Source organism: Verrucomicrobiia bacterium, from assembly GCA_035489575.1.
Taxonomy (GTDB): Bacteria; Patescibacteriota; Saccharimonadia; order Saccharimonadales; family JAGQNK01; genus DATHJY01.
Genome location: DATHJY010000013.1, coordinates 329,713 through 351,153 on the forward strand (window position 1 = coordinate 329,713; position 21,441 = coordinate 351,153).

19 protein-coding genes, 2 tRNA genes and 1 other RNA gene are annotated in these 21,441 nt (G+C 48.6%); 9 read left to right on the forward strand and 13 right to left on the reverse strand.

The window, feature by feature from the left end; translation table 11 throughout:
• Positions 1-3: 3 nt before the first annotated feature.
• Both VK694_07435 and VK694_07440 read right to left on the reverse strand, forming a co-directional pair.
• On the reverse strand, positions 4-3,030 hold the full coding sequence (locus VK694_07435; GenBank protein ID HTE58546.1) for a type IV secretory system conjugative DNA transfer family protein: 3,027 nt from the start codon (positions 3,028-3,030) through the stop codon (positions 4-6).
• Between the two features lie 72 nt (positions 3,031-3,102).
• Positions 3,103-3,534, reverse strand: a complete 432-nt coding sequence (locus tag VK694_07440; GenBank protein HTE58547.1) for a hypothetical protein — start codon at positions 3,532-3,534, stop codon at positions 3,103-3,105.
• Between the two features lie 1,480 nt (positions 3,535-5,014).
• Between VK694_07440 and VK694_07445 the strand changes: the two genes are divergently transcribed.
• The 4 genes from VK694_07445 (at position 5,015) to rplT (ending at position 7,671) form a co-directional block, all read left to right on the forward strand.
• Positions 5,015-6,535 (forward strand): YifB family Mg chelatase-like AAA ATPase, encoded by a 1,521-nt coding sequence (locus VK694_07445; protein HTE58548.1) that lies wholly within the window; start codon positions 5,015-5,017, stop codon positions 6,533-6,535.
• Positions 6,536-6,638: 103 nt separating this feature from the next.
• Positions 6,639-7,151, forward strand: a complete 513-nt coding sequence (gene infC, locus VK694_07450) for a translation initiation factor IF-3 (protein ID HTE58549.1) — start codon at positions 6,639-6,641, stop codon at positions 7,149-7,151.
• Positions 7,129-7,326, forward strand: coding sequence for a 50S ribosomal protein L35 (gene rpmI, locus VK694_07455; GenBank protein ID HTE58550.1), 198 nt, complete (start codon positions 7,129-7,131; stop codon positions 7,324-7,326). The genes infC and rpmI overlap by 23 nt, the downstream gene beginning before the upstream one ends.
• Positions 7,327-7,671: a 50S ribosomal protein L20 gene (gene rplT, locus VK694_07460; GenBank protein ID HTE58551.1), complete on the forward strand. Its 345-nt coding sequence runs from the start codon at positions 7,327-7,329 to the stop codon at positions 7,669-7,671.
• 86 nt (positions 7,672-7,757) lie between these two features.
• Here the strand turns inward: rplT and rnpB are convergent.
• Both rnpB and VK694_07470 read right to left on the reverse strand, forming a co-directional pair.
• An RNA gene (gene rnpB / locus VK694_07465) (RNase P RNA component class A) lies at positions 7,758-8,188 on the reverse strand.
• 29 nt (positions 8,189-8,217) lie between these two features.
• Positions 8,218-8,910, reverse strand: a complete 693-nt coding sequence (locus tag VK694_07470) for a 4a-hydroxytetrahydrobiopterin dehydratase (GenBank protein ID HTE58552.1) — start codon at positions 8,908-8,910, stop codon at positions 8,218-8,220.
• Between the two features lie 201 nt (positions 8,911-9,111).
• On the opposite strand from VK694_07470, the gene queA reads away from it, so the two are divergent.
• A complete protein-coding gene (gene queA, locus VK694_07475; GenBank protein HTE58553.1) occupies positions 9,112-10,137 on the forward strand; it encodes a tRNA preQ1(34) S-adenosylmethionine ribosyltransferase-isomerase QueA in 1,026 nt (341 codons plus the stop codon).
• Between the two features lie 585 nt (positions 10,138-10,722).
• Here the strand turns inward: queA and VK694_07480 are convergent.
• Both VK694_07480 and VK694_07485 read right to left on the reverse strand, forming a co-directional pair.
• Positions 10,723-10,799, reverse strand: a tRNA-Pro gene (locus VK694_07480).
• Positions 10,800-11,163: 364 nt separating this feature from the next.
• Positions 11,164-11,796, reverse strand: coding sequence for a site-2 protease family protein (locus VK694_07485; protein HTE58554.1), 633 nt, complete (start codon positions 11,794-11,796; stop codon positions 11,164-11,166).
• A 72-nt stretch (positions 11,797-11,868) separates the two neighbouring features.
• On the opposite strand from VK694_07485, the gene rpmB reads away from it, so the two are divergent.
• Positions 11,869-12,087 carry a 50S ribosomal protein L28 gene (gene rpmB / locus VK694_07490; GenBank protein ID HTE58555.1) on the forward strand — a complete coding sequence of 73 codons (219 nt, stop codon included), beginning with the start codon at positions 11,869-11,871 and terminating at the stop codon, positions 12,085-12,087.
• Between the two features lie 66 nt (positions 12,088-12,153).
• Here the strand turns inward: rpmB and VK694_07495 are convergent, their stop codons facing one another.
• The 5 genes from VK694_07495 to thrS all read right to left on the reverse strand — a co-directional run bounded on the left by VK694_07495 (position 12,154) and on the right by thrS (position 16,591).
• Positions 12,154-12,777 (reverse strand): MBL fold metallo-hydrolase, encoded by a 624-nt coding sequence (locus tag VK694_07495; GenBank protein HTE58556.1) that lies wholly within the window; start codon positions 12,775-12,777, stop codon positions 12,154-12,156.
• Positions 12,778-12,780: 3 nt separating this feature from the next.
• Positions 12,781-13,434 carry a transcriptional regulator gene (locus VK694_07500; GenBank protein ID HTE58557.1) on the reverse strand — a complete coding sequence of 218 codons (654 nt, stop codon included), beginning with the start codon at positions 13,432-13,434 and terminating at the stop codon, positions 12,781-12,783.
• A 129-nt stretch (positions 13,435-13,563) separates the two neighbouring features.
• Positions 13,564-14,448 (reverse strand): tRNA (adenosine(37)-N6)-dimethylallyltransferase MiaA, encoded by an 885-nt coding sequence (gene miaA / locus VK694_07505; GenBank protein HTE58558.1) that lies wholly within the window; start codon positions 14,446-14,448, stop codon positions 13,564-13,566.
• On the reverse strand, positions 14,412-14,744 hold the full coding sequence (locus tag VK694_07510) for an MGMT family protein (protein HTE58559.1): 333 nt from the start codon (positions 14,742-14,744) through the stop codon (positions 14,412-14,414). The genes miaA and VK694_07510 overlap by 37 nt, the downstream gene beginning before the upstream one ends.
• A 2-nt stretch (positions 14,745-14,746) precedes the next feature.
• Positions 14,747-16,591, reverse strand: coding sequence for a threonine--tRNA ligase (thrS, locus tag VK694_07515; protein ID HTE58560.1), 1,845 nt, complete (start codon positions 16,589-16,591; stop codon positions 14,747-14,749).
• A 512-nt stretch (positions 16,592-17,103) separates the two neighbouring features.
• Here thrS and VK694_07520 point away from each other — a divergent pair.
• A complete protein-coding gene (locus VK694_07520; protein HTE58561.1) occupies positions 17,104-17,742 on the forward strand; it encodes a hypothetical protein in 639 nt (212 codons plus the stop codon).
• Positions 17,733-17,809: transfer RNA gene (locus VK694_07525), tRNA-Val, on the forward strand. Before VK694_07520 ends, VK694_07525 begins: the two co-directional genes overlap by 10 nt.
• A 93-nt stretch (positions 17,810-17,902) precedes the next feature.
• On the opposite strand, the gene tgt is transcribed toward VK694_07525, so the two are convergent.
• A complete protein-coding gene (gene tgt, locus VK694_07530) occupies positions 17,903-19,006 on the reverse strand; it encodes a tRNA guanosine(34) transglycosylase Tgt (GenBank protein ID HTE58562.1) in 1,104 nt (367 codons plus the stop codon).
• Positions 19,007-19,518: 512 nt separating this feature from the next.
• Between tgt and VK694_07535 the strand changes: the two genes are divergently transcribed.
• Positions 19,519-19,833: a hypothetical protein gene (locus tag VK694_07535; protein HTE58563.1), complete on the forward strand. Its 315-nt coding sequence runs from the start codon at positions 19,519-19,521 to the stop codon at positions 19,831-19,833.
• Here the strand turns inward: VK694_07535 and VK694_07540 are convergent, their stop codons facing one another.
• On the reverse strand, positions 19,834-21,441 hold the full coding sequence (locus tag VK694_07540) for a glycosyltransferase (protein ID HTE58564.1): 1,608 nt from the start codon (positions 21,439-21,441) through the stop codon (positions 19,834-19,836). It abuts the gene before it with no gap.

Sequence of the window (21,441 nt, forward strand, 5' to 3'; positions counted from 1 at the left end):
ACCCTATTTGTCTGGTACACCGCGGACGTGTAGTGTACCCTCTGTATCTATATAAATAGTATCGTCGTTATTACTATCCTTCTTGGGGTTCAGCTGAGCAGCTGCGAGCTGAGCCACATCCTCATCATCGTCCGCATCCTGGATCTGGGGTTGATCGGTCTGAGGCGGCGCGGGTGCATCAAGCGCATCGCGAGATAGCGTACCAGGTGTTTGGCCACCGGTAGAATTGTTTTTTGGCTGTGGTTCAACAGGAGCCGGAGGAATAGACGTACCCTTATTCACGGGCGGGAAACCTGGCTCTGGCGGACCCTTGGAAATTTGATGGGCTGTGTTGGCTTTTTTAGGTGGCTCCATGGGCCTTTCGATGGCCGTAGGCGACACTGGAGCGACTTGTGGCACCCGTGGCTTAACCGGAGCTTGTGGCAGCTGCTGTGGTGGTGCGAGATGGGACGCTGGTGGTGCTGGAGTGTTTGACCCAACGGGTGCGGGGCTCGTGCGGCGTTTCGCAAGCCAATCGTCCAGGAACGAGCCGGAACCCGGAGCTGCAGCAGGACGAGGTGGCGCTGGACGGCCACCAGCAGCGCGTGCCGGTAAGCCACCAGCCGGAGGAGGCCCAAGAGGGCCAGGCTGACCAAATGCCGGTCGAGGCGATTCTTTAGTTGCAAGGCGGGCAAATATATCTGAGGCCACAGCCGATCTTGGTCGTCCGAACTTTGCTGCCGATAGCTGCTTAAGTGCAAGTGCAAGCTGCGGGTTGGCGTTACCAAGCGGCGGTAGAGTTGCCATGCTAAAGGGTTGTGTTGGCACACCGTTAATGAGCGTCCGGACAACAGTATTGGCATTGGGCACCCGCAGCAAGTCTTCGCCATCAAAAAATGGCTGGAAGTATCGAGTCAGGGAATCAACGTCGTTCTGCCCCACCCTAAAGGCTACAATGCTACCCATGTTGCCAAATACGGCATCACGAATTTCTTCCGAGAGCTGAGTCGTGAACTGGTTGGCAACAATAAGGTTTAGGTGATACTTTCGGGCTTCGGACATGATGGTGGCAAAAGAATCTGTTGAGAAGTTTTGGAACTCATCAACATAGAGACAAAAGTCCTTTCGTTCGCTCTCTGGGACGTTAGCCCTGCTCATTGCCGCAGCTTGGAATTTCATAACAAAGATCATACCGAGCAGCTTAGAGTTCAGATCGCCTGTTTTACCCTTGCTCAAGTTAACGAGCAGGATTTTCTTGTTGTCCATAATTTCACGCAAATTAAACGAGCTCTTACTCTGACCGATAATGTTGCGCATCATCTCGTTAGCCATGAACGCACCGAACTTGCTCACGAACCAACCCAAGACTTCACTCTTGTGATAATCACTCGTTTGAGCCATTTCTTTATTCCAGAAATCTAGAACAATTTGATCTTTTACGTGCTTCAGTAAATCTTTGGCATATTTATTGTCAGTAAACACCTTTGGTATATCAATGAAAGTACCACCGTCAGGATTTGCCATGACCGTCTTGGCGGCCATTCTAAACCAGTGCTCGTATCGGGGGCCGATAATACCCTGGCGCTGAGGGTCGTACAGCTTATAAAGCATATTAATTGCCTCTTGAATGAGAAAGTCCTGCTGATCAACTGAGTCAAACTCGAAAAGGTTGAGCCCCATAGGATAATCCATATCTGCTGGGCTAAAGTAGACGACGTCTTCTGTTCGTTCACGCGGCACCATTGATAATAGTTTTTCGGCAGTATCACCATGCGGGTCAACAAAGGCAAACCCTTCGCCACTCAGCATGTCCTGCAAGGCTAAGTTCTCCAGAAAGGTAGACTTACCAGTACCCGTCTGACCGACGACATACATATGACGCTGACGATCTTGCAGAGCTATTCTGATTGGCTTTTTTGCCCCTCTGAAAATATTGTAGCCCAGTAATAAACCCTCGTCAGATACATTACGGGGGCCATCAACTTGTTTTGACGACTGCCGTTCTAGCTGTGACGTTGGGGTGCTACGTTGATCCGGGAAGTGAAACAATGTTGCGAGCTCTACAGAGTTAAGGATGCTCTGGTTGGAATCCTGTGGGAAAAACCGCATGATATAGGCTGTCGCGAACTGTTCGATGTCTCTAGCGGGTGTGAACTTAAAGCCATTCTTGCCAGGAGCGTCGAAAAGCGAGAAGGTGGCAATGATATTCCCAAGGATAGCCTGCGAGCGCTGGGATATATTAGAAGACGCTATGACTCGTATTAGTACCTCATAACCCGGATAGCGTGTCTTGTCATCTATAGAGTCAAGAACGGCCTGCTCAAGACTAGACAGCTCTGGCTTGTCGGGTCCCCCTTTGTCCTTGTCTTCTGGCGGTTTCGTAAAGGCTACTGCCAGCTGCTTCATCCAAAAAGCAACGTTATTAATAAACCCGCTCTTACTATCTTTGCCCTTCCGTTTTTTGCCAGCCATGGCGGAGGCCGTCTTTCCCCACTCAGGGTTTGCGGGTCGCATCAAGAATTGGATACCGACTCCATCGTCTTTCTCTAGTGTGGATAAGGCGTTTAGCAGCGAAACCATGGCATCACGCTTGATGTCCTGGTAGGTTGCAATGGGATACGCGTAGTTTTCTTTCAGCGTAAACTCACCACCTGTTGTCCCACTGATCTTTCCGACTGGACTAAATATATTGTGCTCAGACGCCTCTTCCAGCCGAGCGGCAGGATAGGCACTGATAACTGCCTGTGTCACCAAATCGACAAGCGCCACCGGAACGGCTGCATAAAAATGCACGAAGCCCTTGCTACCGACTATCTCAAAAGTAAAGTGTCGTTGGCCATAAAATTTACTTTTAAAGCCCTTCTGAAGTGAACTAGCGATGATGTTATAAAGGATCTGAGCTTTTGATATATTTTCATCGGCTATATCGCGTATGTCCCTACTGCCTAGATCGATATCGTCACTTTGTGGTGGCAGGTGGATATAAAGCGGTACCATTTTAAGGCCACGCTCAAAATTTTTCTGTTCCCTAAATATTTTGCGAACCTGCATAAATACGATGGGAGCAGTTAAAGACCCTACGGCCAGAAAGATTATAAATATTGTCAGTAGGGCGCCCATGATTTATTCGTCACTCAACTTCAAGTCTTTGTTATAGCGCTTCTTTAAATAGTCAGACTTTAGTTTATTAAGCTCTTTGGTCTGAGTGTACGGATCCTGGCTAGTATGCGCTACGATCTGCTTTGCCTTCTCTACCCACTCTTTCTCAATCAAGTCTGTGTCATCGGCCATCATTGGCACAGTGGCAGCTGGAGAGGTAATTCCTGTGGGTAAGATGCCACCCTGACCTTGTGGTGGTGCCATGGCCGCAATGGGAGCCGGATCGGGGCTTGCGGAAGGGTCTGGGGCGCCTTGCGCTTTTTCAACCGCAGCCGCCACCGCAGTCTCATGCACTGAGTCGTGTGGCGTGGTGCGCTCTTGAGCGTCCTTCTGCTCTTGGGTCGGCAGAGGCATCATTAAATCAGCTGGATCTTGTTCTTGGGAATCGGGCTTCATAACTACGCGTAGTATAACAAAACACGACCCTTACAAACAGATGAGAATCTATAAATCTATCTTACGCACATAGAAGGTTACGCTAGCTAGAAGCGCAAGCAATATTAAAAGGTCCTTGATAGATAGCTGATGCAGAGACTGCAGAATGATTAGCAAGACTATAAGTCCGCTCACTATAAGTGAAAGGTACTTTTTTTTCGGAGCGCTCACTGGGGCCGGCTGAAAGCCCACACTGGCGAATTGATATACCGTAACAGCCAACAAAATAAATGGAATAACCAGTAATACAAGCGGTAACCTGTACGGATCTGTCGAGAACATAAAAGTGAGCAACAAGATCGGTGTTGCACATAGATATATAATTTTTTTACCCTGTTTCATGCGCTCTCATTTCGCTTATGTCCGACATGGGCAAAAAACACCGCCAACTTAAAAGCAGTGCTCTTATTCTTGGAGCCGGGACGGTAAATCCGCTCTTTATTGTAGAATATTTAGCGCTTACCGTCCTTGGCTTTGACTGACCGCTCTCATTACGAGAGCGATATCGGTTTTACCCGTAGATGTAAGTTTTTGTTTTTCAATCTTACGCTAACAATATACTACTTTGATTCATAAATGTCAATACCCAGCAGTTGTTTTATTTACTATACATATACTGTTAACAGGAGTTGAGATACTCAGAAGTTTTACAAAAATACTGTTGTTAAAAAGTTATCATTTTGAATGTAGCTAGTACTTGAAGCCTTACAAAAACTCGTGCAGATTCGAATATGAACCGTGTGGCTAGCGATTTCTAGCCAGCCAGCCTTGATCTTGACGGCCCAGTAGTGGATGGTTGCACATCGCAGCCCACACTAATCGTCCCAAACAAAACATTTTCCGACGTAGCAAACAGCCTCAGCCAGTGCAAAAAGACCAGGAAACCTAGCTAGCAATGAGATTTAAGGTGCAAGCCATACGTCGCTCTAACCAAGACTTCTTCGGGTTCAAGAGATTTGAGCCAATATGACTATAGCCGCCTACACGACCAAGGCCTGGTGTCAGTGTACATGGGAGGTGGCGGTGTTGCGCGTGACGAGCCCTCCTCTGCTACCCAGCAAGAAAGCTTACTATGGCATCTCCGTGCGACATATCTTTTCGGTTCGCAGCCAGGCTTTTTGAGTGAGTGTGAGGCTTTGTCGCCCTGCCCGCCTGGCAAGTTATGCACAGGCAGAAAAATATAGTAGGAAAATTAGCATGAGAACTATTGACAGTGCCTTTGTGGCCGGCTAATATATGCGTAGCACTTGAATAAAAAAAGTGCTCAAAAACAAAAACGAATCTGAAACAACGGCTTCTCGCAAGCCGTTGTTCCATAAAGACAACGGGTTCATTCATAAAAAATCCTGACAAAATAAACGACAAAAACTTATCAGTAAACGATCTCCCGGCGGGAGATCGTTTTCATTCTGGAGAGTTTTTTGGCACAATAGTCAACGTCATGGGGGCAACAGTTAAAAGCATCTTAGATGCTGGCAATCAGGCGGTTTTGATAGACGTGGAATGTCACGTCTCTAATGGCCTGCCCACTATTCTGATTGTTGGATTTGCAAATAAAGCAGTCGACGAGTCAAAGGAAAGAATCCGGGGCGCATTCTCTAGCGCCAAGCTAGAACTACCCCGCAAGCGCATTATCATAAACCTCGCCCCGGCCGATGTGCCCAAGAACAGCACAAGTTTTGACCTTCCTATGGTCGCGTCTATATTGTTAGCAAGCGGACAAGTCGCCCAGCCGATACCGCACACAACGGCACTCATTGGAGAGCTAGGACTAGATGGAAACATCCGTGCAGTACGTGGCATCATCGGCAAACTGTTGGGTGGCCGTCAGAAAGGACTCAAGACCTTTTATATCCCTCGAGATAACTTGCAGCAGGCCATGCTAGTACCTGGGCTCGAGCTTGTGCCGGTCGCAACAGTCAGAGAACTTTACTTAGACTTGACGGATACAGTTTCCCTAAAACGTGTTCAATCTGGAGCAAAGATTCTGGCCACCGATAAAACCAATGTGCACTCTATTGATTTTGGTGATGTTGTCGGCCAAGCGCGAGCCAAGCGAGCACTGGAGATTGCAGCAGCAGGTGGGCACAATATATTCATGAATGGCGCACCCGGATCTGGTAAAAGCATGTTAGCCAAGGCACTGCCAACAATATTGCCAGACATGACAACCGAGGAGATGCTCGAGACTACTCACGTTCATAGCTTAACGAGCAAGGAGTACGAACAAATCATTACACAGCGCCCCTTTCGGTCGCCCCACCATAGCTCAAGTATGATTTCCATTATGGGTGGCGGGCAAAACCCTCGACCAGGCGAAATAAGCCTAGCTCATAACGGTGTATTATTTTTTGATGAATTCCCAGAGTTCAATCGTGCCGTCCTGGAGGGACTGCGGCAACCACTAGAAGATCGAAAAGTGTCCATTGCGCGCGCAAGAGATACCGTTGAATTCCCTGCCCACTTCGTTCTTGTAGCTACGAGTAACCCATGTCCATGTGGCTATTACGGGTCTTCTAAGACCTGCATATGCCCACCCTATCAGATAGCTAAGTATCGCCAAAAGGTGTCGGGCCCAATCATAGACAGAATAGATTTGTACATCGATGTGGACGAGGTTAAGCACGAGCAACTTCTACGTGACAGCAGTCAAGAATCAAGCAGCTCCATCCAGAAACGAGTCGCCAAGGCACGGAAGCGGCAGCTAGATAGATACAGATCCGTGTCTAAACAAAATGCGACCCTAACCAACCGAGACATAAAAGGTTTTCTTACCATACAGCCAGAAGCAGAAGAGCTCCTTAACCGAGCAGCCCAAAAGCTGGATATTTCTGCCAGAAGTTACATGAAAATCCTCAAGGTCGCGCAGACAATAGCAGACCTGTCGGCACAATCCAGCATACAGCCAGAGCACGTCAGTGAAGCTCTGCAGTATAGGCGACCGAGCAATCAAACTTTTTGACTTTTTGCAAAAGCTTATTGACCCCTGTTTCTGTATCTGTTAAAATCTAGAGTAATCAGCGAATGTTAGAAAAGGAGAAAGTTCCATCGACAAATTTACCCGCCTGAATGAGGCAATTCGGGCAGCGAGTTTACGCGTAATTGATGAAGATGGGCAGCAGCTCGGAATTTTGTCGCGGAGTGAAGCCTTGAAGGCCGCCGAGCAACAAGGACTTGATCTGGTGGAAATATCTCCGGGTGCTAACCCGCCGGTAGCTAAGATCGTTGACTGGGGTAAATACAACTACCAAAAAACCAAACAGGCCCAAAAGAGCAAACGAAACGCTAAGGCGCTCGAGATCAAGCAAATGCGTTTTGGGCTGAAGATAAGTGACCACGACCTAGGAGTGAAACTGCGTAAAGTTACGGACTTTCTGGACACTGGACACAAGGTGAAGATTACGGTATTCTATCGCGGCCGAGAGTTAGCCCACAAAGAGTTGGGATTTAAGCTTGCCGAGAAAGTTATCGAAAAGTTTGGCGAGACAGTTGTAGTGGAACAGAAACCCCAACTAGCCGGCAAACAGCTTAATTTTGTTATAAGGAGCAACAGTAATGCCAAAACTAAAGACGCATAGTGGCACCAAGGACCGCGTACGCATAACCAAGAACGGCAAGGCGCTACACGGTCACGCTACGAGCAACCACTTCTTGCAAAAGAAGAGCGCTGCCCGTAAACGCCGCTTTGCAGTACCCACACTCGTAAGTGGTAAAGCAGTAAAGAGTATTAAGCGAAAGCTAGGAGCTAAATAGATGCGTGTTAAACGAGGAGTAGCCTCACACAAGCGTCACCAGAAGATCCGCAAGGCTACAAAGGGCATGACCCGGGCTAATCGTTCTTCTGTGAAGCGCGGCAAACAAGCCGTCACCAAGTCCTTGCAGTATGCATACCGAGACCGACGAAATCGCAAACGTACTTTTCGTGAGCTATGGAACACACGTATTAATGCTGCAGCCCGCCTAAACGGCACAACCTACAGTCGCCTTATCTCAGGCCTCAAGAAAGCCAACATACAGCTAGACCGCAAAGTCCTAGCCGAGCTGGCCGTAAACGAGCCTGCGGCCTTTACGACGATAGTGAAGACTGCTCAGAAATAAAGCCAGGTAGTGTGTCACTGGGATTGGCAGGCCTACCCAACCAACTGACAGACTTAAAAAAGACACTCCGCTGGAGTGTCTTTTTTAAGACCAGATTATCCGTAAGCCGGGTTCTGTTCTAGCTAATCATCTATCTAGTTCCGCGGTTGCCCACGGAATCAAGCGGGTGTAGCAATGAACTCTGGCGGGACACCAGTCCCGTTTAGCGGGACGAGAGTCCATTTCCTTGCAGCAGACAGGGTTTACCTCTTCCCAGCGTCACCGCGGGGAACTGTGGGCTCTTACCCCACTCGTTTCACCCTTACCACCGAAGTGGCAGTTTCGTTTCTGTGGCACTTTCCCTAGGGTTGCCCCCGGTTGCGGTTAGCAACTGTCTCTCCCTACGCTGCCCGGACTTTCCTCTTACCTACCTTTTGATCAGCGATAGTCGGTGGGTGAAAGCTTTCATTGCTAATGACACTCTTTGCCACCTTCTTCACTTGCCAAAAGGTAGGCAAGCGATTAGCCGATAATCTGGCCAGAAATATTATACCATAAACGGCATGGCTACCGCTGTTTTTTCGCCTCGGCGTCGAGTGTTTCGTTCACTTCTGCATCGGCGAGTTTATTGAGCTCGCGCGGCACGTGTGTGTAAGTGATTTTTTTGAAAGTCTTTGCCTGTTCTTTTATGGCTTCATGGATAGGCCAAAGATCCCTATTTCTTACCTTAAAGATGCCCTTCATCTGATTAACAACCAACAGGCTATCCATAAATACATCCACCTCAAGAGCACCGAGCTTTTGAGCAGCCTCTAGGCCAAACTTGAGTGCTTGGTATTCGGCCTGATTATTCGTAGTAATACCAAGATATACGCCACTCTTGATGATGATGTTGTCTTCTTGATCAAGAAGCACATACCCAGAAGCAGATGCCCCAGGATTGCCTCGAGAGCCACCATCGGCATACATCTTTATGTCCCTGAACTTACCTACCGACACTTGAGGTATTTCTACAATGCGTTGTTTTCCGGTATAAAGCTCATCGATAAAAGTCGCGAAAGAGCGATCCTTATCTGTGACGGCGTTCCCCGCATCGTGGGTGCTCAACCATATCTGTACCTTGTTCCACTCATTGTGCCAGCGCGGATGGTGCTGACGCTCCTCGGCCTCGTGCGCAACCGCCTGCATGAAGGTAAAAGCTTGCGCAAAGTCCTTAAAGGCAAACTCTCGATAGAGTTCATTGTTCTGTTCTTGCCACATGTAGCCAGCCTAATACAAAAGTCGTCTTTTAGCCAGATGGATCGGTGAGTCAGAAAGTTTCAGGCCAAGTGGGACATATCCATAGATACGTTGAACGAGGCTGGGAGTTTCTGGCCACCAAGGCACAGGCTAGGAGCTATTTTGTATTAGGCTGGCTACAAAGTACTTCATTCTAACAGATTAGCTGATACAATTGCACGCATGCGAGTTTCTGATTATACCTACGTGCTGCCAGAGGAGCGTATTGCTCTGTTCCCCCCAGAAGAGCGAGGTGCAAGCCACTTGTTGGTATTGGACAGTCAGTCTGGGAAGATTGAGCACAAGGGCTATCAAGACCTGTTGGAGTACCTTGAGCCCGGCGATGTGGTGGTACTAAATAATACAAAAGTCATAAGGGCACGACTAATGGCGACAACAAGCAGTGGCCAAACAAGAGAGCTCCTTTTGCTTGAGGATCACCACAATACAGTCCGGACAAAGCGCAAGGTTCTTTACCGCGGCAAGCTGCGAGAGACAGAAACACTCACAGTTGGGCCGACGACTGTGCACGTAGACTCAATTCTGGGGGACGGCATTGCCGAGATAAGTAGCCAGCAAGATCTACTTGAGCTAGCCACCCACACGGGAAGTGTCCCCCTGCCGCCATACATGCATCGCGACGCGACGCCAGAAGACACCGAGCGTTATCAGACAGTATTTGCAGAGTCCCCAGGTTCAGTTGCAGCGCCCACTGCATCGTTTAATTTTACCCGGGAGCTCGAGGCAAGGATCCGTGCAAAGAATGTCTCCATTGCCTACCTCACATTGCACGTAGGGCTGGGCACTTTCCTGCCCATTAGATCCGACAATATCCAAGAGCACACCATGCATAGTGAGTATTTTGAGATTCCAAAAAACACAGCAGAAATAATCAAAAATACCCTATATAACAGAGGGAAAATTGTAGCGATTGGCACAACAGTAGCGCGCACTTTGGAATATGCAGCTCCTTCCCTCCTTGGCTCTCCGGCGACTGATGTTTCGGGTGAAGCAGACATATTTATCTACCCTGGGTACACTTTTAAAGTTGTTACCACGCTGCTGACAAACTTCCATGCACCCAAGTCGACTGTGCTTATGCTGGCAGCCGCCAAGGCTGGATGGCAGAATCTAGAACGCGCCTATCACGAGGCACTGGACGAAGATTATATGTTTCTGAGCTATGGTGACTCCATGCTAATCTTATAAACGATGAAACAGCACTCGCTACACACCCTGAGGAAACTTAAACTCATAGCCATTATTGTCACTGCCTGCACTCTTCTTTTGGCGGTCGTTCTTAGTCTTAGCAGCCTTTTGCCTACGTATGAGCTTGCCGGGAAAGCGCTAGATGAGCCTCAGAACACACAATCCATCAAAAAGCTTGAAGGATATCAGAGAAGAGCACATACAGGACAGGCCCTCATGTATCTGTCGATACCCTTCGGGGCAGTTGCACTTGCTCTCTATTTTGCTGAGCAAAAGTCACAGAATCATACGAAATCTAGCGCCCCTCGACCCTAGACTAAGTCGATTGAAATATCGAAGGTGTCGGGTGGCTTTTTTCAGCCATCACTCTGTGCGCCCCTTCTCTAGTACATCTTGCGGAAGCCTGTTAAGGATAGCCGAGTTGTCCAGATAGTCTTTTTCGTACAGGGATAGGCCGTCAGTTTACGTAGTCGACCATCTTTTTTTACTTTTCTCTATACTAGAGAGACATAAGCTTTCAAAAGTGTCAAAATATATCTCAAGTACTCTAGAAATAAAAAAATCCATGCATGATGGATCTTTAATTGGTCGGGGTGACAGGACTTGAACCTGCGACCTCACGGCCCCCAGCCGTACGCGCTAGCCAACTGCGCCACACCCCGACATACAAAACTTTTCACTTATGATAGCACCTCAAGGCCGTGAGGACCTCACGGTCGACGCTGGCGACCCCGAAACTTCATCTTTGAAAACAAGTTTTCAAGAGAAGGTTTCCTTGCAGACTGCCACGGGCAATCTTCACCCCAGCCGTACGCGCTAGCCAACTGCGCCACCCCGACATTAAATTCGCAAATTGTCCTTAGCGAATTTGGAAACAAGAAAGCTGAGCTCGCCGACATGACAACCTGGAATTAAAACCCAGGTGGGTGCTCGCACGGTATAACCACGGCCATACACGAATATTGAACTCCCGAATGATAAGTATTCAGATTATCATTTAGCCAGCGATTACCCAGCTAAGACACATTATACCTGAATACCTGCGCCAAGGAGAAGCCTTAATAAGTCACTACTTATATTGGCAACCAATGGCCCTAGGATAGGAGCCAGTAAAACAAGGAATATGATAAGAGCCGTGAAGCCCATCGATTCTATTTGATACATGATCTTTTGCAACGGCTCAGGTGCAACTGCGTATAAAGCTCGCGAGCCGTCTAACGGCGGGAATGGAATAAGGTTAAAGACAAAGAATGCGATGTTAATCTGGACAAATAACAGAATGAAACTGGCGACCCCCTCTGATAACGACAAAGATCTCCATACGCCAGCACCTGCTAATGCGAGTAACAGGTTAGTAAACGGACCAGCCAGCCCAATAAGTGCCGCCCCAAATTCTTCGTATTTTACGCGCATGGGATTAAACGGTACCGGTTTTGCAGCAAAAATGGGTGGCAAACCAAGCATGATTAGTCCCACCGGTAACAATAAGGTCATGTAGATATCTATATGCCTGAAGGGGTTGAGGGTTAGCCGGCCAAGGTCTTTTGCCGTAGGATCGCCCAGCCAGTGGGCCGTAAAGGCGTGCATCGCCTCATGAAAGCCCATGGAAAATAGGATGACTATAATAATGCTGAGTATGTCGCTGACCGCAAATTGCATGAGCTTATAGTATACCATTGACCTACAGGGGGAAAACAGATATAATCACACCTTGAATCAAAGGAAATCACGATGCAAGTATGTGAACTAACCGGCAAGGGCAAGCAGTTTGGCAACAACATTAGCTTTTCCCAGCGCCACACCAAGAAAGTCTGGAAGCCCAATCTACAGAACAAGACTGTTATTGTTGATGGCAAAAAGGTTACCATGAAGCTGAGCACTCAAGCTATCCGTACCCTTAAGAAAAAAGGCTTGATCCCAGACGCAAAAGCAAAGGCACCACAAAAATAAACTTCTACCTGCTAAAGTAAAAGCTCCCAACTGTTGGGAGCTTTTTAGTTGGTTTGTGATGTGGGGTTATCTCTCTAGTATAACGAGCTGCATCACGTCACTCACTTCGCCAGCTTTTAGCTTGAGCTTGGGCACGGCTTCTTTGGGTTCCATAGCCAAAGCCTTGAGGGCTTCTGAAAGAGGTTGCTGCGGAACCGGGAAATTGAAACCTGGCTCGTCATAGTGAGTGGGAATAACAATCTTGGGCTCTATCTTCTTGATAATCTTGAGCGCACCTATGCCATCTAGGGTGTATCCGTTGCCGCCCACCGGGATAAGCAAGACATCTACCATCCCCAGCGACTCTAGCTGTGCCTCGCTGAGCTCAGGATATATATGCCCTACCACGGCAACCTTAATATCTCCGGCCGTAACTCTAAATATGGTGGCATTGTGTTGGTTGGGCTCGTCAATGTGCGCCTGAGCGGCTATGCCTTGGATTGATATATCAGACACCTCGTATTCACCCGGTTGATCAATGACTACCTTTGCTTCGGCCGAAGGGGTACCGTGTGCCTGGGTGAAAAGTGCTATGTCACCACTTTTAGTAACTGACTTTTGGCCAAGGTCGGCCAGATTGTCATCGATTACAATCGCCGCTTTCTTGGAGCTTATACGAATACAGTTGCCACCAAAATATTGAAATTCCATTGATTATTTCTCCTCTGTCTCTGTTGATTTTGACTTCTTCTCGGGGGATTCGGCTGGCGGGGTAACGACATTGTGCTTATCTACCAAAACCTGCTTTTTTGACGTGATAACCATGCTCAGGAAGCGGTCATTTATCCTTTGACGATACCGGAACTCCTGGGGACTCATATGAGTATAACGGAGTTCTTTACCCTCTTGACTCTCCAGGTCCGCCACAAACTTTGCCAACTGCGTCTGATTGATGTCCCCAACAAATAAAATATCTATGCCACTGGCCTCGTCCCGAGTGAACTGGCCGGTATAGAGAATAAGGTCGACATTGCCCAGTGCCTTAAAGTCCTGACTCTTAGCGCTCGCGGGCGTGTCCTTCTTGGTTGTTTTTTTGGTGGTCATAACCCCATCCCCAAAGATTGCCGCTAAGGGTTCGTAGTATTCGTATGTCTGGTTTACCTCGTAATATAATCTGGTACTGTTGCTAGTGTTGTCTGAAGAGATAATACCGATACTCAAAAGGTTGGCCAACTCGCGGCGGACCGAGTTGATTTGTTCGTCTATCTTGCGAGTGATTTCCCGAACATAGAAAGATCGGTTGGGATTACTATAAAAAAGCTGAAGCAGCTTTACCCTCGTTTTTGATCCAAACAATTGCTCAACCATGAAGCCTCCCTGAGAGGGGAATATCCCCTCTCAGCGCGCCGGGAAGCGAATAAATCGCTTCTTCGGGCTGCTCTCCCCTAAGACAATAATGCATTCTCATTACTGGTATTGTATCAGAAAAATACCCTGCTATAAGGGTATTTTGCTCAAAAACGTTGTGACGAAATCAACAGCCTCCTTGGTGTCAGAGACCCAATGAATACTATTATTTCGCCGAAACCAAGTGCGCTGTCGTTTGGCTAAATGCAGATCATTCTGGACGAACAAAGCCTTTGCCTGTTCGAGGCTTATTGTTCCGTCCACATAACCACGAAATGCTTTATAGCCTGGCGCCTGCAGACCAGGCGCACCCCACCCATATGTACTGCTAATGTACTCCAGCTCGTCTACGAATCCAGCTCGCACCATTGCCTCTACCCTGTCTTGGATACGCTTTGTCAGTACTGCAGGGTCGACCTGCAGACCTATAACCAGCGTATTGGCCCGCAGTGGACTTTTGGAGTCCGAAGCCCCACCTGTCTCGAGGGCTCGTATAAGATGGCGGGGGTTCTGGGGATTATTGGGCAAGTCTATCCCCGCTTGGCGTAGACGATCCTGAAGCTCCTCGACCGATAACTGCGAGAGCTCTTGCCGAATAACTGGGTCGGCCGGCTGCCGGAACTGAAAATCAAATATGACCGCATCTATATATAAGCCCGTACCACCCACCATGATTGATACTTTGCCCCTGTCCGCAATGTCATTGATAGCATCTAGGGCTCGCTGTTTGAACTGGGCTGCGTTAAACGATTGGTCCGGAGAAACGATATCAAGTAAATGATGCTTGATATCTGACTGCTCTTGCGGGGATGGCTTGGCCGTCCCGATATCCATACTCTTATAGACCGTCCGTGAGTCAGCGCAAATAACCTCGCCGTTGAACCGCCGCGCGAGCTCCAGGGCAAGTGCAGTCTTGCCACTGGCGGTCTCGCCGACCACTACAACAAGCGGCCTTGTTCCTGCCCGGGCATCCATAACAACTCTTGTACGTTTATTTGAAAGTCTTCATTTACTTGTACGCCCTCGGCCTCTAGGACCTGTTTGTGGCCTTCCCTGCCTCCTGGATATCCCAAAGCTAAGCCACCTGATCTGTTAACGACACGCTGCCACGGCAGATTGGGATCGCCGAAATGGGCGATACCACCGACGATTCGGGCAGCTCGAGCGTTGCCACAGAGGGCTGCTATCTGACCATAGGTCATCACCCTGCCCCGAGGTATCTGAGCTACCACTTCTTCTACAAGTTGGCGAAATTGCCCGTCTGCTTCCATGGCTATAGTGAAGTCTTGTTTACTCGAGACTTAGCTTCGTTGGCAACTGTCTTGAGGAATTCCTCGATACCGAGAGCTTGGTGCGGTTTCTGCACTTCCATGTCTGATCGAACCCGAGGGATCACCTGGCCGGTGTCTATCTCTTTTTCACCAACAACAATAGTGTATGGAACCTTCATAAGCTCGGCATTACGAATTTTTTTACCTACAGACTCATTGTCATTGTCCAAGTGTATTCGCAGCCCATAGTCCCGTGCCTGCTGCTTCACCTTCTCGGCAAAAGCCACTGTAGCATCTTCTTGGTTCACGGTTATCAACCGTACCTGTTCAGGGGCCAACCATACAGGAAATTTGCCAGCCGTATGCTCTATGTACACAGAGAAAAAGCGGTCGAAGCTACCCATGATTGCACAGTGAATCATGATGGGCTGTTGCTTTTCACCCTTCTCGTTGATATAAGTCAGCTCAAAGCGGTCGGGCTGCACAAAATCAAACTGTACTGTGGCAACCTGCAAGACTCGCCCTATGGCGTCTTGTGCCATGAAATCGAGCTTGGGACCGTAGAACGCCGCCTCTCCTTCTTCGGCATAGTAGTCGAGATTATTTCGTGCAGCAATCTCTGTCAGCTTTTTCTGACCAAAGTCCCAGAGTTCTTGGGAACCAAGATATGACTCGCTATCGTCCCTAAATGAGAGCCGAAGTTTGAGCGACATATCTACAGCAGCGTAGAATTCTTGTACCTTTTCTATAAGCTGGTCAAAGATTTCGTCTACTTGATCAGGTCGGCAATAGGTATGGCTATCATCTTGGGTCAATGACCTAACTCGAGACAGCCCATGTAATTCCCCCGTCTTCTCATCACGGTAGTTAGTGGTTGTCTCCATAAGCTTAACGGGAAGGTCCCGATAACTCCGGGAGCGGGCAGCATATATCTGGGTGTGGTGGGGGCAGTTCATAGGTTTCATGACAAGCTCGTCCGACGTTTCTTGGCTTTTGACTAAGAATAATTCATCGCCAAATTTTGCCCAGTGTCCCGACTTTTCGTAAAGCTCTTTTTTGGTAATGTGTGGTGACCAAACCCGCTCAAACCCCAACTGCTCTCGTACTTCTTCAGAAAAACCGATAAGACCATTACGAATGGTCGTGCCCCGAGGGGTATAGAGGGGCAGTCCGCTCCCGACCAGATCGGAGAAGATAAACAGGTCCAGCTCCTGTCCGAGTTTGCGGTGGTCGCGCTTTTTGGCCTCTTCGAGCATGTCCAGGTGCTTTCGAAGATCCTTCTCTGTTGCGAAGGCTACGCCATAGAGGCGCTGCATCTGTGGATTTTTCTCGTTGCCACGCCAGTAAGCACCCGCTACACGCATAAGCTTGAACGCGCCCACCTTGCTCGTTGATTCGACGTGAGGACCCCGACATAAGTCAGTAAAGTCCCCATTCTTATAAAAGGACACTTTGTCCAGTGCCGCGTCCCCTTCCGCAAGGGTTCCGAGCTCTTCGGCATTGAGATCTTTGGCTACGGTTGTGCCGGCTCGTTTGAGGTCATTCAACAGCTCTTCTTTATATGGCTGGTTGCTCTCCTTGGCCCAAGAGATGGCATCATCTATGGGCTTCTCGAAACGTTCAAAAGGCTGATTCTCGGAGATGATCTTGCGCATTTCTGTCTCAATGCGCTCGAAATCTTCCTCTGATACCTTGGTATCGCCGAGGTCTATATCGTAATAAAAGCCGCTCTCTACTGCGGGACCCACTCCGAACTTTGCCGTAGGCCACAGGTGTTGGACTGCAGTAGCGGTGATATGCGCCAGACTGTGTCTTATTGCATATAGTTGGTCGTTTTGTTGGCTCATAGCCGCTCCTTGGTTTAGAGAAATAAAAAGCGCGCCTAGAGATTAAAACTCTCTGATAGCGCGTCTCGGTCCCAGATTACGGGAGGTTCCACCTCGACTTTTGCTCTTGCGACATTGGTTATCGTACCTCTGTTGCCACTCCTACGAAGCTCGGTGGTTGGTGAGGCCACTTCAACACTTAAGCCTTATTATACACCCCTGTTATAAAAAGAAAAAGTGATTGAACGCTCTCGCAACTGCATTCAATCACTTTCTTTTCTGGTCAAAACCTCTCGGCAAAACTTCGCCTACAAAGATCATACCATACTGGTATGATCCGGCTAGCCTTTTTATGCTGTTTTTCTTACATCTCCACATGGGGATAACTCAACCGAGCCGATATCATATTTGATATACAAAATAAGCCCTCCTCGTACAAAATGCCAACCAGAACCTATGTATGCTACAATTATATTATGTATTCTAGGTGGTTCCATTTAAAAGAAGAGGCGGTAGCCTTACGAGAAACTGGCATGTCCATCACTGTTATAGAGCGCAGATTAGGTATCCCTCGCTCCACGCTATCCGGATGGTTCAAGAATATACAGCTCACCGAAGATCAGCGACTTAGCCTGATGAAAAGTAAGCAAGATGGCTGGGCAAAGGCTCGCATAAAAGCAGTTGAATCACACAAAGCCCAAAAAACGCTCCGATTACTTGAAGCCAAAAGACAGGCAGAAAAAACTTTAGCCCATATCGATATAACTGATGGAGCAATCCTGGATCTAGCATTTGCCATGCTCTATTTGGGTGAAGGCAGCAAAAATGGCACAACTTCCATTGCCAGCTCTGACCCAAGAATACTTAGGTTTGTTTTGGCAGTACTAAGAAAAAACTACGGTGTCAATTCGGGTATGGTTAAGTGCGAGCTTCACTTACGCGCCGACCAAGGCGCTGAGGAGTTAAAACAATACTGGTCGTCAGTGCTAAATGTTCCCCTGAGTAATTTTAGAAAAGCCTACTTTGATCAACGCTCAGCCGGCAGACCAACGTACGACAGGTATAAAGGAGTATGCGTGCTCTACTGCGGAAGCATTGCTATTCAAAGAAAACTTACTTACCTTTATAATCACTTCTGTGATAAAGTAGCGATCTTAGATGGGGGCGATTAGCTCATTTGGCTAGAGCGCCTGATTGACGTTCAGGAGGTGGCAGGTTCGAATCCTGCATCGCCCACCAGAGACAACTGCTTTGCGGTTGTTTTTATTTTCCAGAGCTACTCATGAGACCTAGCAAGGCAGAGTCATAGGTGCGGGCGAGGCGTACCCGGCCTCAGGATTGAGCATTTCTATAGTCTTCGCATATGCGCTGCAAATAACGAATATTGTGAACGGAGGCTAGTGTTCCGGCAAGGCTCTCGCCAACCTTGAATTGGTGACGTAAGAAGCCCCGGCTATAACCTGCTTGGCAGGTCGCACAATCACAACCTGGATCTATGACTGCGGGATCAACTATATATTGAGCGTTGGTCAGGTGAATTTTTTTATCACCAGAAATCCAGACCGTGGCGTGGCGGGCATTACGAGTTGGTAAAACACAATCAAGCATGTCGATTCCGTGTTCTATGGCAAACCGCAGATCAATAGGGTCACCCACTCCTAGTAAGAATCTTGGTCGCGGCGAGTTATCGTAAAACCCCTCGAGATATGCCAACATATCATGCATTTCCTCTCTGGATTCGCCTACGGAAAGTCCCCCAATAGCGATGCCATCTACTGGCAAGCTCTGAACGATCTCTAGACTTTTTTTGCGCAATTCTTTGTCCAGGCCACCCTGGACCACTCCGAACAACAGGGGTCGTTCGTCTGGATTCATGTCTTTAGTGAGCCTCTGGAATTCAGCCAAAGACCGCTCAAGCCACCGGTGAGTACGGTCGAAGGCCTCCTGAGTGCGTGCCCTTCCCGCATCGTCCAGAGAAGTCACATCATCGAAGGCGACCATCATATCTGCCCCGAGCTGCATCTGGATCTGTATGGATTTCTCTGGAGAAAGGAAAATAGTGTCCCCTGTTTTGGGATCTTTAAAAGTTACCCCGTCTTCGGTAATTTTACGGATATGGGCCAGTGAGAACACCTGGAAGCCTCCGGAATCAGTGAGCATAGGCAAAGTTTGCTTGGTGAAAGCGTGAAGGCCACCTAACTTTGCAATGACCTCTTCTCCGGGCTGAAGATGGAGATGATAGGTATTGGCCAGAACGACTCCTACCCCTGTACCGCGAACATCTTCGGGGCGCACTCCTTTGACTGCACCGCGTGTACCGTCGGGCATGAATGTAGGCGTTAGCACTTTACCTGCCCGAGTGCTGATTTTGCCACAACGAACTGATCCTGCTTGTGCTGTGAGGGTAAAGTACCCTGGTGTCTTATCTGTTGGCATGTCGTTGTAATTGTAGCAGAAGTATTGACCAAAACCGCACCTTGTGTTAGCATAACCATCGTTAAACGGGAGGCGCTCATACTTTGAGTACCGTTTCGAGTTCGCTCGAGGGCTTTCAGCTGTTCTATGAAGAGTTGGCTGCCTCGTCGAAATCAATAAGTCGCATACGACGCGCGCGGGTTGTGCTTAGCAATAAGTAACCCGAGCGAGAAGCAGCCCTAGAGTCCGAGAGAACTCTAGGGCTTTTTGTTTACACGGTTTTCCCCCACTTTTGCATAAGTTTTCCACTTGAAAAAACACTAGCGTGATGTCAATATGTTGTCATGGTGTGCAATTATGAGACACCCCTTCGGGGTTTCTCATCGCGCCGGGAAGCAAATAAATTGCTTCATCGGGCCGCTCTTCCCGAGAAAGGAAAGACAATGGTATGTATCTATTGTGGCTCTTCCACAAGAACCACTAACTCTCGACATCAGAAACGCGCCAATCAGGTATGGCGGAGACGCGCCTGTATGACCTGTGGCGCTGTCTTTACCACCCTAGAGGCAGTAGACGTCAGTCAGGCACTGCGATTACGGCGGGGGAAGCATTTTGAGCCGTTTTCACGCGACCGATTGCTGCTGAGTGTTCATGATAGCCTTAAGCACCGAAAAACCGCCACAGAGGACGCATCTGCGCTTACAGGGACAATCATGAGCCACCTGTACCCTCACATCACAGATGCCAGCCTGGATAGAGAGATCTTAGTAAAAACCAGCACCGATGTACTGGGACGCTTCGATAAGGTAGCGGCCACCCACTACCAAGCATTTCACCCCTTGGGGTAGCTATATAACTTTTTCTTTGTTCTCTTTGACGACAGCTTTATCGGTAACGTCGAAGCTGCCAATATAGCGGCCAAACATCAGCCGTGTCTGAGAATAGAGTGAGGCGGTAGCATTATAAACAAGGGTGGTTACGGGGAGCATGACCCACTGCAGAACCATAAAAACAGTACGGTGATTCTTGTAGCGGGCCGGCTTGGGGGGCAACAGCTTGAGACTGAGGAAAAGCGTAGAGAAGATGCCTACGAGCGCAATGGTCTGAATGCGGCTTGCCACGATGGGTAACTGATTGGAAGCGTAGTCCATATCGTTAAAAAGAGCTGGAATAAAGGCGGCAAAGGTTAACAGGTACGGAGCTGTTGCCCAACTGACGTGGCCCTCGAGTAATCTCAAGAATTTAAAGGTAAGATCCAGTTTGGGCACCTTGTTGGGCTTGAAATATCCCATCTCGGCCACATAGGCCACATCTGACGCACCCCAGGCCCATCGTCTGATCTGAATAAACTGGGCCTTGAGCGTCTTGCGTAACGTGCTGGACAGCACGGCATCTTGGTAAATGGGTAGATATATGGGAAGCACGTCATGGTTGCCCTCGTAGCGAAAGTAAGTCCGCCAGAACTGGTGCCCATCCTCTACGATGGTACGAACGCTCCAAAAGTCAGTATCTATGATGGTTTGCATACTCTGGGCATGACTAGAGAAATTACGAATCATATGGGGTCGTAGCGAAAGGACAACATTCCAGAAAGTGTTACCGGTAGCTATCACCCGCATAGGCGCCGGTGCATCCCAGATGTTGTTGGTAAACATTGGGACAGGCTGGAACGAAACCACCTTAGGATCTGGCACCAGCGTATAGAGGTAGCTCAGGCAGGCAAGATAGTTCTTGTGGGGGCGGTTGTCGGCGTCCAAGGTGGTCACTACTACTTGGATGGGGTCAATCTTGTGAGCTTCTAGGTATTTCTGGAGTTCCCTACCCGCATAGGTAATATTGCCGCCTTTTCCGCGTACTTCTTTATCTGTTAGCGGATGCTTGAAGGCCATTGTCGCCATAAACCTGTCACCATATTCGGCCACCAGTTCTTTGACTGCGCTCTCTGAGCGAGCGCCGTCACGACCCTCGTAGGCGAATACAACAATCACCTTCTTCATGTCATAGGCAGAAGCCAGCACAGACTGAAGCGTGGGCTCGATAACATCCTTCGACTCGTTGTAGGCAGCAATGATAATGGCGTGATACAGCTGGCTGGGTTCTACCACTGGTGGACTATCTTGCAGACGTCGAACATTTTCGTAGTGCCAGGAAGGAATATGCTTTTCGGGCTGATTGATTTTGCGGTCTTCTACCTCTTGGAGCATCTGGGGCCATGGCATCTTCATGTGTTGCTCGATCACCCGATACCCCTGCAAGGACCGAATAGTCAGCCCCATAGACTTCACAAACCACAGAAGTAAGTAACCCAGTATGAGCATGACGCACAGCGTAGGGTTTACCAGACTGAGTATCAGAGGAAGAAACAAGATGCTCCAAGTCAGAAGCCCAGGCAACATCTCGAAGAAGCGATAGCGTTTGCCCCGGTCTTCTTCGTAAGGAATTTCTATATTTTTCAT

Bases quoted from the DNA above. Each gene is read 5' to 3' on its own strand.
- VK694_07435 (HTE58546.1), bottom strand. From the start codon at position 3,030: ATGCAGGTTCGCAAAATATTTAGGGAACAGAAAAATTTTGAGCGTGGC.
- VK694_07440 (HTE58547.1), bottom strand. From the start codon at position 3,534: ATGAAGCCCGATTCCCAAGAACAAGATCCAGCTGATTTAATGATGCCT.
- VK694_07445 (HTE58548.1), top strand. From the start codon at position 5,015: ATGGGGGCAACAGTTAAAAGCATCTTAGATGCTGGCAATCAGGCGGTT.
- rpmI (HTE58550.1), top strand. From the start codon at position 7,129: ATGCCAAAACTAAAGACGCATAGTGGCACCAAGGACCGCGTACGCATA.
- rplT (HTE58551.1), top strand. From the start codon at position 7,327: ATGCGTGTTAAACGAGGAGTAGCCTCACACAAGCGTCACCAGAAGATC.
- VK694_07470 (HTE58552.1), bottom strand. From the start codon at position 8,910: ATGTGGCAAGAACAGAACAATGAACTCTATCGAGAGTTTGCCTTTAAG.
- queA (HTE58553.1), top strand. From the start codon at position 9,112: ATGCGAGTTTCTGATTATACCTACGTGCTGCCAGAGGAGCGTATTGCT.
- VK694_07485 (HTE58554.1), bottom strand. From the start codon at position 11,796: ATGCAATTTGCGGTCAGCGACATACTCAGCATTATTATAGTCATCCTA.
- rpmB (HTE58555.1), top strand. From the start codon at position 11,869: ATGCAAGTATGTGAACTAACCGGCAAGGGCAAGCAGTTTGGCAACAAC.
- VK694_07495 (HTE58556.1), bottom strand. From the start codon at position 12,777: ATGGAATTTCAATATTTTGGTGGCAACTGTATTCGTATAAGCTCCAAG.
- VK694_07500 (HTE58557.1), bottom strand. From the start codon at position 13,434: ATGGTTGAGCAATTGTTTGGATCAAAAACGAGGGTAAAGCTGCTTCAG.
- miaA (HTE58558.1), bottom strand. From the start codon at position 14,448: ATGGATGCCCGGGCAGGAACAAGGCCGCTTGTTGTAGTGGTCGGCGAG.
- VK694_07510 (HTE58559.1), bottom strand. From the start codon at position 14,744: ATGGAAGCAGACGGGCAATTTCGCCAACTTGTAGAAGAAGTGGTAGCT.
- thrS (HTE58560.1), bottom strand. From the start codon at position 16,591: ATGAGCCAACAAAACGACCAACTATATGCAATAAGACACAGTCTGGCG.
- VK694_07520 (HTE58561.1), top strand. From the start codon at position 17,104: ATGTCCATCACTGTTATAGAGCGCAGATTAGGTATCCCTCGCTCCACG.
- tgt (HTE58562.1), bottom strand. From the start codon at position 19,006: ATGCCAACAGATAAGACACCAGGGTACTTTACCCTCACAGCACAAGCA.
- VK694_07535 (HTE58563.1), top strand. From the start codon at position 19,519: ATGACCTGTGGCGCTGTCTTTACCACCCTAGAGGCAGTAGACGTCAGT.
- VK694_07540 (HTE58564.1), bottom strand. From the start codon at position 21,441: ATGAAAAATATAGAAATTCCTTACGAAGAAGACCGGGGCAAACGCTAT.